Origin of the sequence: Bacillus sp. ISL-34, assembly GCF_018613325.1 — a bacterium.
In the GTDB taxonomy this organism is placed as follows: domain Bacteria; phylum Bacillota; class Bacilli; order Bacillales; family DSM-1321; genus Peribacillus.
In genome coordinates, this window is sequence record NZ_JAGGQJ010000017.1 from 17,071 (window position 1) to 32,814 (window position 15,744).

Genomic DNA, 15,744 nt, shown 5'->3' on the forward strand with positions numbered 1-15,744 from the left:
TCGACAAAGTCGACATCCCTTTTTTTACACGTTTTATATTTTTTCCAACTGGATGATATCTGGTGCATTTTGTTTCTGGATCCCTGACTTTTGCAATTTCACTGCCGTTCCTTCAGGTAAGTTAGTGAATATAATAGGAGTGACCGTTGATGGCGCATTCCGCTTTATGAAATCTAAATCAATTTCCAAAAGAGGTGTTCCTTTTGTTATTCTTTGACCTTCTTGCACAAGAGGTGTAAATCCTTCTCCATTTAATTTAACTGTATCCAACCCAACATGGATCAGAATTTCCAGACCATTATCCATTTTCAATCCCAGTGCATGATTTGTCGGGAAGATGCTTAGAACTTCCCCATCGATTGGGGATACTAGTTTTCCGTTGACCGGCTCGATAGCAAAGCCATCCCCCATCATTTTCATGGCAAACACTTGATCGGGAACTTGTTCTATCGGTAAAACGGTTCCTTCAATTGGAAGGACAAAGTCATTTGCACCCAAAGCTTGGTTTTCTTCTACTGTATCCTCTGCCACTTGTGCAGATGGACTTGTTTTCATTTGGCTTGGCTCGACGCCATTTTTGACAAGTTGTTTCATTGCATTTGCAACGAATTCAACATTCGTTCCAACAATGACCTGCACACTTGATTTATTCAATTTCATGACACCGCGCGCACCATGCCGTTTTAAGGCTGCTTCATTCACATTTCCTGAATCGGCCACTTGTAAACGCAAGCGTGTTGCACAGTTATCAATTAGTTTAATATTCTCTTTACCGCCAAGATCTTGAATGAAAAGCGATCCCATATCGGTATATTTATCCCCTGTTTTCACAATAGTTTCTTCTTCTACATCTTCCTCATCATCTTCACGGCCAGGTGTTTTTAAATCCATGATCTTGATGACAAAATAGAAAATCACGAAGTAAACTGCCGCGTATACTAAGCCAATCGGTATTAACCATAGCGGTTTTTGCGCAATACCAAAATTCAAGAAATAATCAATGGCTCCTGCGGAGAATCCAAAACCATGATGGATATCCAATATAACAGCAAGTGCCAGAGAGACCCCGGTTAAAAGGGCATGTATTACATATAACACCGGTGCGATGAACATGAACAGAAATTCAATCGGCTCAGTGATTCCTGTAAGGAAAGAAGTGAAAGCTAACCCAACAAGCATCCCCGTCACCAATTTACGTTTCTCTTTCTTAGCAGCTGCAATCATCGCTAACGCTGCAGCTGGAAGGCCGAACATCATGATCGGGAAAAAGCCGGTCATGAAGGGCCCAGCAGTCGGGTCCCCTGCGAAGAAACGGTTTATGTCACCTGTCGCTCCATTGTATTCACCAAAAACGAACCAAACCATACTATTCAAGACATGATGCAATCCTACTGGAAGCAATAAGCGATTCAATACGCCGAATACGCCGGCTCCCAATGCCCCTGCACCTGTAATCCAGTCTCCAACACTATTGATTACATCTTGAATCGGCGGCCAAACAAAACCGAATATTCCTGCAAGTATAATCATCGCAAGCGAAGTGATGATCGGGACGAATCGTTTCCCTGAAAAGAATCCAAGCCATTCAGGGAGTCTTATGTCGGAGTATCTATTATATAGAAGAGCGGCAACTATACCAGATATAATACCGCCTAAAACAGCCATGTTGATATCTTTATTAATCGCTTGTGTACCATTCGTTAGAACAAAGTAACCAACAAGACCTGCCAATGCCGCAGCACCGCTTCCATCTTTGGATAATCCAATCGCAATACCTAAAGCGAACAATATGGCAAGATTATCAAAAATAGCTTGTCCCGAGGCAGCCATAAATGGAATATCAAGTAAATCCGGTTGCCCTAAACGAAGCAATAAAGCCGCTGCTGGCAAAACAGCAATCGGTAACATTAATGCCTTCCCAATCTTTTGTAAAAAATTTAACATCGAACTCATCTCCCTTGTTCCTAACTTCTTTTGATTTTAGCAGAACGAAAAGACGTATAAAGCGTTTTCATTTTATCAATATAATAACTTTTCTTTGGCTTATACTAGCACATAAAATATATAGATGTCTATACCAATTTGCTTAAAAATATACTATATTCTTCGAAAATAAAGCAAAAATAGCTTTTTCAGTCCTGATACACCCTAACTGGTCTAGACAACTTTTAATAAAAGCGATAAAATGAGGGCAAAATATATGAGACCATTTCATAACTCATTCATTAAGTTTTACTTTCATAAAGGAGATTATGTATGAAAACATTCATTATTAATAATCTAATAGTTCATAGCGAAAAGGAAACATACAAAAATGGGTATATTAAAGTCGTGGATGGAAAAATTGCCGAAGTTGGTCCAGCCAGCCACTACAAACAGGACGATGACGCCAAGATAATTACTCTTTCACCGGATTATCAGGTAATTCCCGGTGCGATCGACATTCATATTCATGGAGCATCCAATTCCGATGCAATGGATGCCACACATGAAGCATTATCTACAATGGCAGAGACCCTTCCCAAAGAAGGAACCACCAGCTTTCTTGCCACTACAATGACTCAATCTACCGAAGCCATTGAATCAGCGCTTCTTAATGCTGGTAAATATATCGATAATCAAACTCAAGAATATGCTGAAATAGTTGGGATCCATTTAGAAGGTCCTTTCATTTCACCGATCCGTAAAGGAGCACAGCCTGAAGAGCATATCGTTGACCCTGATGTCACTCTATTTAAAAGGTGGCAGGAAAAGGCCCAAAATCAAATCAAGCTTGTAACGCTTGCGCCTGAACAACCAAACGGATTAGATCTTGCCGCACACTTAAAGGCAACTGGCGTCGTCGCTTCCATTGGACATTCAGATGCAACATATGACCAAATCGATGAAGCAATCCAAGCAGGGACCACCCACGTTACACATCTTTATAATGGGATGCGGGGACTCCATCACCGCGAACCTGGTGTTTTGGGAGCTGCTTATCTTCGAGACGAGCTATATGTTGAACTTATTGCTGACGGCATTCACTGCAGGCCGGAAATGGTGAAACTGGCATATAACCAAATTACCAGTGAACGCATGATTTTGATAACGGACTCGCTTCGTGCCAAATGGCTTGAAAAGGGAACCTATGATTTAGGCGGTCAGCCTGTGTATGTTAACGAAACGAAAGCAACGCTTTCAAACGGTACACTAGCCGGCAGTATATTGAAAATGAACGATGCCATCAAGAACACAATGGAATATACCGATTGTTCCATGACTGACATTATAAAAATGACGGCAGAAAACCCTGCCAAACAGCTTCGGATTTTTGACAGAAAAGGAAGCATCCGGGTCGGCAAAGACGCCGATCTAGTAATATTGAATGACCGCTTGGACGTTGAAATGACGTTCTGCAGAGGAAATTTAGCTTTTAAAAAGGAGAATGTATAATGAATATCATACAAGTGCAGGATTACATGGAAATGAGCCGGACAGCCGCAGAAATAGTGATCGGAAAAGTCAAAGGAAATCCAAATATCAAATTAGGCCTTGCAACAGGCGGTACCCCAAAAGGAATGTACGATAATTTGATTGAAGATCACGTGCGTAATCATACTTCTTATGAAAATGTAACATCTTTTAATCTTGACGAGTATATAGGCTTAAAACCAAATGATCCAAACAGTTACCATTATTATATGGATGACTCCTTATTCACTCACATCAATATAAATAAAGAGCATACTCACCTGCCAAATGGCACAGCCGATGACACTAATGGAGAATGTAAACGGTATGACGAAATGATTGATTCCGTGGGAGGGATCGATCTTCAGATACTCGGTATTGGGCAAAATGGCCATATTGGTTTTAATGAGCCTGGAACTTCCTTCACATCCGGTACACATGTCGTGACACTTGAAGATTCAACGCGCCAAGCGAATGCACGTTATTTCGATTCCATAGACGAAGTTCCTACACATGCCGTTACGATGGGCATTTCAACAATCATGAAAAGCAAAGAAATTCTGCTGCTGATATCTGGTGAAGAAAAAGCCGAAACCTTGAAGAAATTGATACACGGTGACATTTCAGAGGATTTCCCTGCATCTATCCTAAAAAAACATAATAATGTTACAATTATCGCAGACCAAAAAGCGTTATCGGGAGTAATAATACCCTAAAAGGAGCGAAAGTCGATGATTGATAAAAACTCACCTCTTCCGATTTATTTTCAAATCGAAGAACAAATAAAAAGACAAATAGAAAACGGTGAGTTCCAAGCGCACGATGCCCTTCCATCTGAACGTGAATATGCCGAGAAATTCGAAATTAGCCGGATGACCGTCCGGCAAGCCATAAATAATTTGGTGAATGACGGATACTTATACCGTCAAAAAGGAAGGGGAACCTTTGTCGCCGATAAGAAGTTGGAGCAGCAGCTCAATGGGTTGACCAGTTTTACCGAGGACATGAAAGCCAGGGGATTAAAACCAAGCAGTAAGCTGCTGAGCTTTGAAATCATTCCGGCGGATAAGAAGATTGCCAGTGAATTGCACATTTCCCTTTATGCTCCCGTTTATGAAATAAAACGCATTCGGTTGGCTGATGATGTTCCAATGGCGCTCGAGACCGTGTACATGTCTGCCAATTTAATTAAAGGATTAACGGAAGAAATCATTAACCTTTCCCTTTACCAATATGTGGAGAATTACGTTAAACTTAAAATAGACTATGCTACACAAACGTTGGAATCATCGATTGCTTCTGAATTAGAAGTCACCCATTTAGCGATACCAAAGCACTCACCCATATTATTCATTCAAAGGCATACGTTCCTAATAGATGGAACTCCCCTTGAATATGTTAAATCGGCTTATCGTGCGGACAGGTATAAGTTCAGTATCAATATAAGCAGATAAAATTGAATATTTTCATCACTATAGTCTTTTAAATGCCAAAGGTAATCGGAGGGTGTCACATATATGAACTCATACTTTGAAGAAGTGCAGGCTTTACTTACAATTGTGGGAGAACAGGAAAAGCAATCAATTAAGGAATCTGTTGAACATATCGCAAAAGCGGTGATGTCAGACGGAATCATCCATCTATTCGGAAGCGGACACTCTCATATTTTGACCGAAGAGGTATTCTACCGGGCAGGTGGGTTAGCCGCAATTCGTCCTATTTTCGTTGAAGATTTGATGCTTTTTAAGGGAGCTTCAAGATCATCCCAACTTGAACGGCAAAATGACCTATCAGAGAAATTCATGCATGATGAGGATATCCGTCCTGGTGATGTCTGTATCGTCATTTCATCATCCGGCGTAAATCCCGTTCCCATAGATGTCGCCACCATCGCAAAAGAAAAAGGGGCCTTCGTCATTGGACTAACATCACCGGAGTATGCAAAAAGTTGTCCTTCACGGCATAAACAGAAGCATTATCTCCATGATGTCGTTGATTTGGTCATAGACAATCATATTGCCAAAGGTGACACATTACTGAAATCAAATAATATACCTTTTGGTTCTGGATCGACGGTGGTCGGAGCCGTTCTCCTCAATATGATTTTCACGCAAGTCATCCAAACGATTATTGAATCAGGGGAAACCCCTCCCGTATTCCTAAGCAGTAATATCGAAGGGGCAGATGAACACAATCAAAAGATCATTGCGAAATATAAAACAAGAATCCCCCAATTATGATTCGATTCAGCCATAAAGGAATACATAATTAAAGAAGGCATCCATGCGGATGCCTTCTTACTGTAGACAAACTCGAAGAAAAGCGAGTTTGCCTGCAGTTTTTTTATTTGAAAATGTTTCAGTTGATTTCAGCCGGAGCACTTTTTTCGGCCGCACGCGCAGTTTTTTCGACCGTTCACGATTTTATTCGACCTACCCCGCACTTTATTCGACCGTTCACGATTTTTATTCAACCTTCACCTCATTATTCGGACTCCGGAGCATTTATTTTGCGGACCACTCATTAAATTCGCTCCCTTTTTCGCAGACTGTCTGCCAACTCCTCCCCCAAGCATCTAGCGGGGTTATTCGGCGAGGAGTGTCGCAAATTCATTCAATCCAGGGAGGTTCCATCCATATTTATTCGACAAACTAAAAGGCATCCATGCGGATGCCTTCTTTAATTTAAGTTCATTCTTTATTTTTCAAAAACGGCCACCAATTCGCGTTTCCAAACGTCGCAACCATAACCGGAATAAACAATGGCAATACGACAAACGCATATAAAGCAAGCCCCACCAATATTAAAGTGGCTATCTCCAAGAGCGATAAAACTCCTGCTGGCATCATGGCAGCAAAGGTTCCTCCCAATATGACAGCCGCTGAGATGATCACCGTTCCCATTTTTCTCATGGACAGTAACATCGCTTCCTTGACCGGTTTATCTTTCCATTCGTTAAAGCGATCCATCAAGAAAATGCTATAGTCAATGCCAAGAGCAATCAAGATGACGAAAGCAAAGAAAGGAACTGCCCAGCCGATGCCGGCATAACCGAGAATATTAACAAAAATCAACTCGGTAATGGCTGCCGCTGTATAGTAAGTCAAAACGAGCGACACAATCAAATAGACCGGCATGACCAGGGATCGCAGCATGAAAAAGAGAATGATTGCGATACCCGACAGCATCAAAACGACCGTCCGTGAGAAATCCTCCTCAGACATCATGCCCAAGTCATGATGTGTACTTGTGATTCCCCCTATCGCCACCTGCGCATTTTCAAGCTTTGTATCTTTCGTTACTCTTTCGACGGTTGCCTCAATCGAATCGATTTGCTCGATTGCTTCATTGGAATATGGATTCGCCTTGAACACCACATCCATGGTCATGATTTTACCATCTTCAGATAAATACGCGTTCAATGCTTCCCCGAATTCTTCGCTTTCGACCACTTCTTTGGGAATGTACATGCCTGTTACCGTTTTATCCGTTTTTGCCAGCCCTGATAAATAGCCCTGTGCGGACGATAGTCCATCATGGACTTCATTCAGACCATCCGCACCTTCATTTAAGCCATCTGTCAAATCAGTAAGTTGCCCGCCGAGGCTTGAAAAACCATTTAGGAGTTCTTGCTGCCCATTACTTAAGCTGGTAAGGCCACCTTTAAATCCTGACAGATTATTTATGACTTCCCCCTGGCCATTGGCCATCGTGCTTAAACCTTTTTGTAAAGTGTCAACACCTGAAATCAATTGGTTAAGGCCCTGCCCAAGAGAAGTTTGACCCTTTACGATCTCTGCCATATTTTCGTTCGCCGTATTCAAACCGCCGGACACTGAACCAAGATTCCTATTGAGCTCGGAAAGGCCTGCGGCCATGGGCTCCAAGCCACCCTGTGCCCCTTGCACTGTTTGCTTGATCGTTTGATAGGACTGATCCGCCTGTAATTCTGGATGAGTGGCTTCCATTTGCTTAAAGGAAGGATTTAAACCAGCAAGGCTTTGTGATACGCCCGTAAGATTAGTTTGAATCTCATTGTATCCAGCTGTGAGCTTACTTAGCCCATTAGCTGATTGTTTATAGCCTTCGAGGAGCTGTCCACTTCCGGTGGCGAGCTTCTCCAAGTTTGCCTTGACCTCATTCAGTCCGTTTTTTATGTCCCCAGTCCCTGACGACCCATCGCGAATGCCTGCTTCAATGCTTGTTAACGCCTTCTCCACCTGACCTACGCCGCTCTTTAATTCATTGGTCCCGGATATGAGACCCCCTATTCCGTCCGTCGCTTGCTTCAAGCGCGGTCCTGAATCGGAAAGCTCACTGCCTGCCGTTTTTAATCCATCACTGATTTGTTTAATGCCTTCATTTCCTTCCCCGATTCCCTTTTCCAAAGTTTCGGCCTGGTTCGCGACAAATAAGTCCTTAATTGGTTCACCTGTCGGGCGGGTCATCGATCGAACTACATCGACTTCATCCACCTTGACGACTTCCTGGCTGATTTTTTCAGCAAGTGCTACATAATCCTCCGAATCCATGCGTTCGTCATTTTTTATGACAATCTGTGTTGGCATGGATTGTCCTGGCCCGAATTCATCGGAAATGATATTAAATGCCATAATGGAAGGAACATCATCACCCGCTTCTTCAAGGGAGTTATAAGAAATCTTCCCATCATACATAAACAAAAAGGGAACACAGACGATTGCAACGATCATCAGCGCCAACAACGGGCGGTTCATGGAGAAGTTACCGAGAATTCCCCATAGTTTACTTTCACTATGCGCAAGCTTGCCTTTTGCCGGCCAGAATAGCTTTTTGCCAAGAACCGCCATGAAAAATGGAACGATTGTATAAAGGGCGATCATTAAAATAAAAACCCCTATGGCAACGGCTGCCGCAGATTGATAGAGCTTAAAAGTAGAAAAACCGATTGCCGCAAAGCCAATCATTACGGTCAGCCCACTGAAGAAGACAGTCTTACCCGCAGTTCGGTATGTCTCAACGATCGCTTCAGGCAAGGACTCCTGTGACGATAATTCTTCCTTGAAACGACTAAGCAGCAGGATGCAATAATCAGTCCCGATTCCAAATAAAATACCTACCAGGAATATTTGGGTGTAAGACGAAATCGGAAAGTCCCATTTATCCACCAGGAATGAGACGATGGATTGTGAACATAAATAAGTGAAACCTACTGTTACTAACGGAATGACCGGTGTCACCACTGAACGGAAGACTATCAGCAATACAGCCAGAATGAAGACAACCGTGATGCCTTCAGTTTTCTTCAGCCCCTCTTGGGAATTGGCATTAAGATCCTCATCGATCATCCAGCTGCTTGTGTAATAATGCTCGACATCCACTTGTTCCAACTCTTTATAAAGGGCATCGATCACTTCCTTAGCTTCCCGGTCACCCTTGACCATCGTGATGGATGTCAAAACCGTGGTTTCATTATCCGAGACCAACTGACCTTTTAGCGAGGGCTCTTTAAAATGGGTCATGACCTCTTTGATGCCAAGCTCTGCTTTATTCTTTTCAAGCTTTTGGATCGCTACCTCAATCTCATTCAATTCCGAGGAGGACAGCTTCTTATCACCATGAAATACGAGAGCCACTTGTGACTCATCCTTATCCTGGATCTCTTTCAGCAGCTCATTGGCCATCCCAGAGGAATACTCTGCCGGTACATCCAGCTGTCCCTTATTCCGGACAAGGTCCGCCATATTCGGTGCCGCAAACAATAAACCTGCAGTAATTGCAACCCAAGCGATAATGACCAGCCATCTTCCCTTTATGATCCCCCTCATTTATATTTCCTCCCATTCCTCATTCTTCATTTGAATGAAAATGTGTGAAAGCTTCTCATATGTATCAAGGAATCTAACGATCTCTTCATAATCGAATTTCGTCATGATGGTCTCTACCAATTTATGAATCTTATTTTCCGTTTCCTGTAACAATGCTTCTCCCTCTTTGGAAAGCTTCAAGTGAAAGACCCTTCGGTCAACCAGGTCCTGTTCACGTTCTATCAACCCTTTGCCTTCCAGCCTGTTGATGTTGGAAGTGACGGCACTCTTATTAATATAAAAGGCATCACTTATTTCCGTCGATGTACACAGCCGCTGTTGTTGAATGAATCGTAAAGTATAGTATTGTTCGTTCGTCAGCACATCACAAATCTGGTCTTTTATTAAAAGCTCACCCATCTTATTGACATAGAAGGATACCCTCATATATCGATCAATCAATCCAGAAACTTTGTCATTAGTCATCGGTGCACCTCCCAAAAAATAGTTCAGTCATTTAACTATATGTAGATTACTATTGTTTTATTTATTATGTCAATCCCATGACAGTTTATTATTTCCAGTTTAACTTATGGTAAATAAGGGAAAACCCAAAGTAAGCAAATAATCTACTATTCTAAAGGAGGAAATATAAATGAATCAATCAACTATCGAAAATCAATCGACTATCGAAACTCAACCGAATAGCAAACTTTTAAAAGGGATTCTGATTGGGGGGCTTGTTGGTGGTGCGTTGACCTTGCTTGACTCCAATACAAGAAATAAAGTAAAGCGTTCAGCCGTCCTTTTAAAAGACAACTCCATGAATATGATTGAACAGGTCAAGCAAAATCCAGGCGAAATGAAGGAACAGATGGTATCAGGGGTCAAAGGGGCAACGGAGACGATTAAAGAGGCAATAAATGACGTCGAAACACTATATGAAACCGTCAATGAAGACGTTGTCGGTAAAGTATCCGAAGTAAAGGATATCTCCACTGAAGCCCTTGGTACAGCTAAAGACGCAACAAGTGAATTGAAAGACATCAGTTCCAAAGTGGTCGTTGCCGGTAAACAGCTGAAAGAAACGCCATCACAATCATTGAAATCCGGTAATGATAAAGGTGAAAAAGAGAGTGATGAAATCGTTAAAAAATCAGGATTATCCAATCAAAAATCCATTTCATCCAACTTCTAATATATAAAAAAGCTGAGGCATGATGCCTCAGCTTCACTTTGTAGACAAAAGGGGTTCGGAACACGTATTAACACCTTCAACTCCTTAGATATGGTTTCTATCTATATTTAATAACAAAGTTGATTGAGTGGAAGGTGCGAGAATCCTGCGGGGAAAGCGCGTCTAGGGAAGACCCCGCGGGCGCATGCCGAGGAGGCTCCCTGACCGCCCGCGGAAAGCGAGTGCCTGGGGCAGAAATCAACGTCCAAATTGTATAAGCCATAAAAAAACAAAAGCTGAGGCATTAAGCCCCAGCTTTTTTTTCCATATATCATTTCACTCGATGTTCTTAGTTAGAACTCTCTAATTTATTCGTTATCTCATGGTCTTTTTTCACTTCAGCCAACCAAACTGGATATTCCTCTTGTAATTTTTCAGAAAGAAGCGTTTCTTTAATTACATCTTTACTGTCTTCTAAATTAGCTTTTTTCGCTTCCTTCTTACCGGTTACTTTTATGATATGGTAACCATAATCAGTTTTGACTGGATCACTGACTTTATTTATATCAAGATCAAAGGCAACATCCTCAAACTCAGCAACCATATCGCCTTTCCCAAAATATCCTAGGCTTCCACCGTTATCCGCCGTTTCAGTATCCGTGGAATATTCAGCCGCCAATTTAGCGAAATCACCGCCATCTGCGATTTCTTTTGCAACTTTTTTAGCCGTTTTTTCGTCTTCGACTAAAATATGACTGGCTTCCACTTGTTCCGCTTGAGCAAATGTTTCTTTATTATCCTCAAAATAAGTACTGATTTCATCGTCCGTCACGGTAATTCTCGGTTCGACCAGTTTTTTCGTTTGCAGATAAACCACGATGTCCTTTTTTAAGGCTTCCATGGAAGAACCGCTTGCTTCCAATTGCTTTTTTAATGCCTTTTCATCACCATAGGACTCAGCCATAACATCGATTTCTTTCTGGATTTCTTCATCCTTAATTTTAATTCCTGCTTTTTCCGCTTCCATTTCAACCAGTTTATTCGTAATTAAAAGGTCTAAAGTATCTGCTCCGTATCCCGCAACAAGCGCGTCATACAGCTCATCCTTATTGATTTTCTTGCCATCGATACTAGCCATTGTCTTATCACTGGACGAAATCATCGCAAATGCCATGATCCCGGCAATGATTAAAATGCTCCCTGCCCAAATATATGCCTTCGTGCTTCTTAAAAGTTTCATGAATACTCTCCCTTAATTTTTCTATTATGATAGCTTGGAAATATTAATTAATCCTTAAGATTTTAGTTCCGCGCTCACTATTCACTAATCCAATCATTATACTAACATACTTAAATCTCTACAGATATTTTAGAGTATTTCTCTTCTACCAATTTGCATTGAGATTTTGGTTACTCATTACAAAAAACGTAATTATTCCGTTATATCGATTTTTGATATATAGGTAACAGAGTGCCAAAAACACAGAAACGAAAAAGCATGGTGTACGGAGGGAATTCCTACACCATGCTTTTTTCTGTGTTATTTACGATGCATCTTGAATTCAAGGAAGAGTTCGTTGTAATGGGCCAAGTTTTTCTTCCCCAGGTTTTCGTACACTTCCAGTTTCTTTGTCAGTTCCGGCGATGGATAGAAACGTTCATCCTTCACCACTTCTTCCGGCATATATTTCAGTGCTTCTTTATTAGGTGTCGAGTAACTTACATATTCAGCATTCTGTGCCGCAACTTTCGGGTCCAGCATGAAGTTGATGAACTGGTGAGCCGCATCGACATTTTTGGTTGTTTTCGGGATGACCATATTATCAAACCATAAATTGGACCCCTCTTTTGGAACAACGTATTCGAGATCTTCATTTTCAGCCATGATTTCTGAAGCAACACCTGACCAAACCAGACCAATCGCCGCTTCCTGGGCTTCCAATAGCATGCGGCTTTCATCTCCGACGATCGCTTTAATATTCGGGGTGAGGGCATCAAGCTTGGCTTTTGCCTCTTGAAGGTGTTCTTCATTTATATCATTCAATGAATATTTCAAAGAGTTCAGGCCCATGCCCATCACTTCTCTAGCTCCATCCGTCAAAAGGATTTCATTTTTTAAATCTTTATCCCATAAATCCGCCCATGCCGTTATTTCCTTTCCACCGAGCATCTTGGAATTGTAAACAATTCCAACCGTTCCCCAGAAATACGGCACGGAATATTTATTCTCCGGATCAAATGGCAGATCGATGAATCGCTCATCGATATTTTTCAAATTCGGAAGCTTGGAATGATCCAAGGGAACGAGCAAGTCTTCTTGCCTCATCTTATCGATCATGTACTCAGACGGAATGGCAATATCATAAGTCGTACCGCCCTGTTCGATCTTTGTCATCATGGCCTCATTCGAATCAAATGTCTCATAAATGACCTTTATGCCCGTCTCTTCTTCGAAACGTTCGATTAGATCGGTATCGATGTAATCGCCCCAATTATAGATGGTAAGCGTATTGCTGCTCGTAAATCCCTGCGATGAATTCAATCTTGAAATCGCATATAGCAGCAAAGCGGATACGAGGGAAATGATCAAAAACATTTGGACAAGCCTTTTCATCGTTTCCCCCCCATTCCCGTTTGCCTTAAACGTTGAGTTATAAAGTAATAAACGACAACCAACAGCAGTGTCACGACGAACAGCAGTGTCGATAGTGCATTGATATTCAATGAAATTCCACGGCGTGCCAATGAATAGATTTCCACAGAAAGAGTGGAGAAACCATTACCGGTCACAAAGAATGTAACCGCAAAATCATCAAGCGAATAAGTCAATGCCATAAAAAAACCAGCAAAGATACCTGGTGAGATATATGGAAGGATGACCTTCGTCAATACATCCAACCGGCTTGCCCCTAAATCTCGGGCCGCATCAATTAAAGTAGGGCTCATTTCCTGAAGTTTCGGAAGGACCAGCAGCACAACGATCGGGATACTGAAGGCGATATGCGACAACAGTACCGAGTAGAATCCAAGCTTGATCCCGGCCATCGTGAATAAAATCAGGAAGGAAGCACCGATGATCACATCGGGACTGACAATCAAAACATTATTCAATGACAATACCGTATTCTTAGCTTTGCTGCTCGTAAAGGACCGAATTCCAATCGCCCCTATCACCCCGATGATCGTTGCAATCAGGGCAGATAATAAAGCAATCACAAGAGTATTCAATACAATGATCAACAGCCTTGTATCTTGGAATAGCTCCTTGTACCAATCCATCGTGAACCCTTTAAAGTCATACATCGTTCCACCGCTGTTAAAAGAGTAGAAGACTAAAAAGAAAATCGGTGCATAGAGTATGAGAAAAATCAAAACGAGAAACGCTTTTGATATTGGTGATAATTTAGTACCCATTTTACACACCCTGCTTTCGGTTACCCGTTACAAACATAATCAGGAACATTATAATAATCAAAAATACCGCGATTGTGGAACCCATTCCCCAATCCTGTGTCACAAGGAAGTGCTGCTCGATAGCCGTACCAAGCGTAATGACGCGGTTACCGGCAATCAGTCTTGTAAGCATGAACAATGAAAGTGCCGGAATGAAGACTACCTGGCATCCCGTCTTTACACCATCCATCGTCAATGGAAAAATGACTCGGCGGAATGTCATCCATCGGGACGCCCCCAAGTCATTGGCCGCATCAAGAAGGGTTGGATTCATTTCATCAAGCGCATTGAATATCGGTAAGATCATGAACGGGATGAAAATATAAACCGAAACGAATATGAAGCTGAAATCCGTAAAAAGAATCTGCTGCTTTCCGATTCCTACCGCCTCCAGAAAACCATTCGCCACACCATACGTGCCAAAAATACCAATGAAGGCATAAGCCTTCAAAAGTAAATTGATCCAGGAAGGTACGATGATCAGCAAAAGCCACAACTGCTTATGCTTGGTTTTCGTTAACAAATATGCTGTCGGGTAAGCAACTAAAAGGGATATTCCCGTAATCAGGAACGCATACCAAAATGAGCTTAAAGTCATTTTTAAATATACTGGCGTAAAGAACTTTTGATAGTTAATCAAAGATAGATTGCCTTCAATATCAAAGAAGGAATAGTAAAGGATCAACAAAATGGGTGCGATCACGAATAAAGCAATCCATAGGACATAGGGTATGAAGTAAATATTGCGGGATATTTTATTCTTCATGACTTTCCCCATCATGATACGCTTCCAGACGCTTGTCGAATTCCTCTTCAGTTTCGCCCAATCGCATGACATGGATAGATTCTGGATCGAAATAAAGACCTATTTCATCTCCAACTGCCACTTTTCTCGTCGATTGGACAAGCCATTCATTTCCATCATGGTCATAGCAGCTGATTTCATAATGAACACCGCGAAATAGCTGGGAGTCCACCCGAACTTGCAGTTTCCCGCGATTGACGGTAGTAATCTCTAAATCTTCCGGGCGGATGACAATATCGACAGCTTCATTACTGTTCAATCCTTGGTCGACACATTCGAACTGTCTGCCGACGAATTCCACGAGGTAATCTTCAATCATTTTTCCTTTTACAATATTGGACTCACCGATGAAATCGGCAACAAATCGATTCAGCGGTTCATCATAAATATCCGTAGGGGTCCCGCTTTGCTGTATTTTCCCTTTGTTAAGGACAAAAATCTCATCTGACATCGCTAATGCTTCCTCTTGGTCATGAGTGACGAAGATAAACGTGATTCCAAGCCTCTGTTGCAGCTCCCGCAATTCATATTGCATTTCTGTACGCAATTTCAAATCGAGGGCAGATAGTGGTTCATCAAGAAGGATGACTTCCGGTTCATTAACGATCGCCCTGGCAATCGCTACCCGTTGCCGCTGACCCCCGGACATTTCCCTGATCTCCCGTTTTTCATAACCCTCCAAATTAACAAAGCTGAGGGCTTCCTTCACCTTTAATTCCACTTCCGAATTTTTCATTTTTTTTATCCGAAGACCAAATGCTACATTTTCAAACACATTTAAATGCGGAAAAAGTGCATAATCTTGAAATACCGTATTCACTTGCCTTTTATTGGCTGGCACATCATTGATCTTTTTTCCTTCAAAGTAAATATCACCTTTGGAGGCTTCCGTAAAACCGGCAATCAAGCGAAGGATCGTCGTCTTCCCACACCCAGAAGGACCCAAGAGCGTATAGAACTTCCCCCTCTCGATTTCAAAACTAACATTATCGAGAACTACCGTATCATCATCGAATTGCTTCGTAACCTGATCGAAGCGTATTATATTCCCGTTTGCCATAGCTTCTTCC

At 41.9% G+C, this 15,744-nt stretch carries 13 protein-coding genes; 5 read left to right on the forward strand and 8 right to left on the reverse strand.

From position 1 onward, the window contains the following. Positions 1 to 33 precede the first annotated feature (33 nt). Positions 34 to 1,944, reverse strand: coding sequence for an N-acetylglucosamine-specific PTS transporter subunit IIBC (nagE, locus tag J7E52_RS13150; protein ID WP_214747114.1), 1,911 nt, complete (start codon positions 1,942 to 1,944; stop codon positions 34 to 36). A 312-nt stretch (positions 1,945 to 2,256) separates the two neighbouring features. Here nagE and nagA point away from each other — a divergent pair, with 312 nt between their 5' ends. The 4 genes from nagA (at position 2,257) to J7E52_RS13170 (ending at position 5,693) form a co-directional block, all read left to right on the forward strand. After that, complete coding sequence (gene nagA, locus J7E52_RS13155; protein ID WP_214747117.1) at positions 2,257 to 3,435, forward strand: N-acetylglucosamine-6-phosphate deacetylase; 1,179 nt, start codon at positions 2,257 to 2,259, stop codon at positions 3,433 to 3,435. Then, a complete protein-coding gene (gene nagB / locus J7E52_RS13160) occupies positions 3,435 to 4,169 on the forward strand; it encodes a glucosamine-6-phosphate deaminase (RefSeq protein ID WP_214747120.1) in 735 nt (244 codons plus the stop codon). Before nagA ends, nagB begins: the two co-directional genes overlap by 1 nt. 15 nt (positions 4,170 to 4,184) lie before the next feature. After that, positions 4,185 to 4,907, forward strand: coding sequence for a GntR family transcriptional regulator (locus J7E52_RS13165; RefSeq protein WP_214747123.1), 723 nt, complete (start codon positions 4,185 to 4,187; stop codon positions 4,905 to 4,907). A gap of 63 nt (positions 4,908 to 4,970) precedes the next feature. Then, a complete protein-coding gene (locus J7E52_RS13170) occupies positions 4,971 to 5,693 on the forward strand; it encodes an SIS domain-containing protein (protein ID WP_214747126.1) in 723 nt (240 codons plus the stop codon). A gap of 450 nt (positions 5,694 to 6,143) precedes the next feature. On the opposite strand, the gene J7E52_RS13175 is transcribed toward J7E52_RS13170, so the two are convergent. Together J7E52_RS13175 and J7E52_RS13180 are read right to left on the reverse strand one after the other, a co-directional pair. Further along, complete coding sequence (locus J7E52_RS13175) at positions 6,144 to 9,260, reverse strand: MMPL family transporter (protein ID WP_214747129.1); 3,117 nt, start codon at positions 9,258 to 9,260, stop codon at positions 6,144 to 6,146. Then, complete coding sequence (locus tag J7E52_RS13180; RefSeq protein WP_214747132.1) at positions 9,261 to 9,725, reverse strand: MarR family winged helix-turn-helix transcriptional regulator; 465 nt, start codon at positions 9,723 to 9,725, stop codon at positions 9,261 to 9,263. A 169-nt stretch (positions 9,726 to 9,894) separates the two neighbouring features. On the opposite strand from J7E52_RS13180, the gene J7E52_RS13185 reads away from it, so the two are divergent. After that, a complete protein-coding gene (locus J7E52_RS13185) occupies positions 9,895 to 10,437 on the forward strand; it encodes a YtxH domain-containing protein (protein WP_214747135.1) in 543 nt (180 codons plus the stop codon). Between the two features lie 328 nt (positions 10,438 to 10,765). On the opposite strand, the gene J7E52_RS13190 is transcribed toward J7E52_RS13185, so the two are convergent. The 5 genes from J7E52_RS13190 to J7E52_RS13210 form a co-directional block, all read right to left on the reverse strand. Continuing rightward, entirely contained in the window at positions 10,766 to 11,656 is an 891-nt protein-coding gene (locus J7E52_RS13190) for a foldase protein PrsA (RefSeq protein ID WP_214747138.1), read from the reverse strand. Positions 11,657 to 11,956: 300 nt separating this feature from the next. Then, the gene (locus J7E52_RS13195) at positions 11,957 to 13,030 is read right to left on the reverse strand and encodes an ABC transporter substrate-binding protein (RefSeq protein WP_214747140.1); all 1,074 of its coding nucleotides are present in this window, start codon (positions 13,028 to 13,030) and stop codon (positions 11,957 to 11,959) included. Continuing rightward, positions 13,027 to 13,830, reverse strand: coding sequence for an ABC transporter permease (locus tag J7E52_RS13200; RefSeq protein ID WP_214747143.1), 804 nt, complete (start codon positions 13,828 to 13,830; stop codon positions 13,027 to 13,029). The genes J7E52_RS13195 and J7E52_RS13200 overlap by 4 nt, the downstream gene beginning before the upstream one ends. 1 nt (position 13,831) lies before the next feature. Next, positions 13,832 to 14,635, reverse strand: a complete 804-nt coding sequence (locus tag J7E52_RS13205; protein WP_214747146.1) for an ABC transporter permease — start codon at positions 14,633 to 14,635, stop codon at positions 13,832 to 13,834. Beyond that, entirely contained in the window at positions 14,625 to 15,734 is a 1,110-nt protein-coding gene (locus tag J7E52_RS13210) for an ABC transporter ATP-binding protein (protein WP_214747149.1), read from the reverse strand. The genes J7E52_RS13205 and J7E52_RS13210 overlap by 11 nt, the downstream gene beginning before the upstream one ends. Between the last annotated feature and the right edge of the window lie 10 nt (positions 15,735 to 15,744).

Excerpts from the sequence above, each read along its gene's own strand:
- J7E52_RS13205 (WP_214747146.1), bottom strand. The coding sequence starts at position 14,635 with ATGAAGAATAAAATATCCCGCAATATTTACTTCATACCCTATGTCCTA.
- nagB (WP_214747120.1), top strand. The coding sequence starts at position 3,435 with ATGAATATCATACAAGTGCAGGATTACATGGAAATGAGCCGGACAGCC.
- J7E52_RS13180 (WP_214747132.1), bottom strand. The coding sequence starts at position 9,725 with ATGACTAATGACAAAGTTTCTGGATTGATTGATCGATATATGAGGGTA.
- J7E52_RS13170 (WP_214747126.1), top strand. The coding sequence starts at position 4,971 with ATGAACTCATACTTTGAAGAAGTGCAGGCTTTACTTACAATTGTGGGA.
- J7E52_RS13210 (WP_214747149.1), bottom strand. The coding sequence starts at position 15,734 with ATGGCAAACGGGAATATAATACGCTTCGATCAGGTTACGAAGCAATTC.
- nagE (WP_214747114.1), bottom strand. The coding sequence starts at position 1,944 with ATGTTAAATTTTTTACAAAAGATTGGGAAGGCATTAATGTTACCGATT.
- J7E52_RS13175 (WP_214747129.1), bottom strand. The coding sequence starts at position 9,260 with ATGAGGGGGATCATAAAGGGAAGATGGCTGGTCATTATCGCTTGGGTT.
- J7E52_RS13165 (WP_214747123.1), top strand. The coding sequence starts at position 4,185 with ATGATTGATAAAAACTCACCTCTTCCGATTTATTTTCAAATCGAAGAA.
- J7E52_RS13200 (WP_214747143.1), bottom strand. The coding sequence starts at position 13,830 with ATGGGTACTAAATTATCACCAATATCAAAAGCGTTTCTCGTTTTGATT.
- J7E52_RS13190 (WP_214747138.1), bottom strand. The coding sequence starts at position 11,656 with ATGAAACTTTTAAGAAGCACGAAGGCATATATTTGGGCAGGGAGCATT.
- J7E52_RS13195 (WP_214747140.1), bottom strand. The coding sequence starts at position 13,030 with ATGAAAAGGCTTGTCCAAATGTTTTTGATCATTTCCCTCGTATCCGCT.
- J7E52_RS13185 (WP_214747135.1), top strand. The coding sequence starts at position 9,895 with ATGAATCAATCAACTATCGAAAATCAATCGACTATCGAAACTCAACCG.
- nagA (WP_214747117.1), top strand. The coding sequence starts at position 2,257 with ATGAAAACATTCATTATTAATAATCTAATAGTTCATAGCGAAAAGGAA.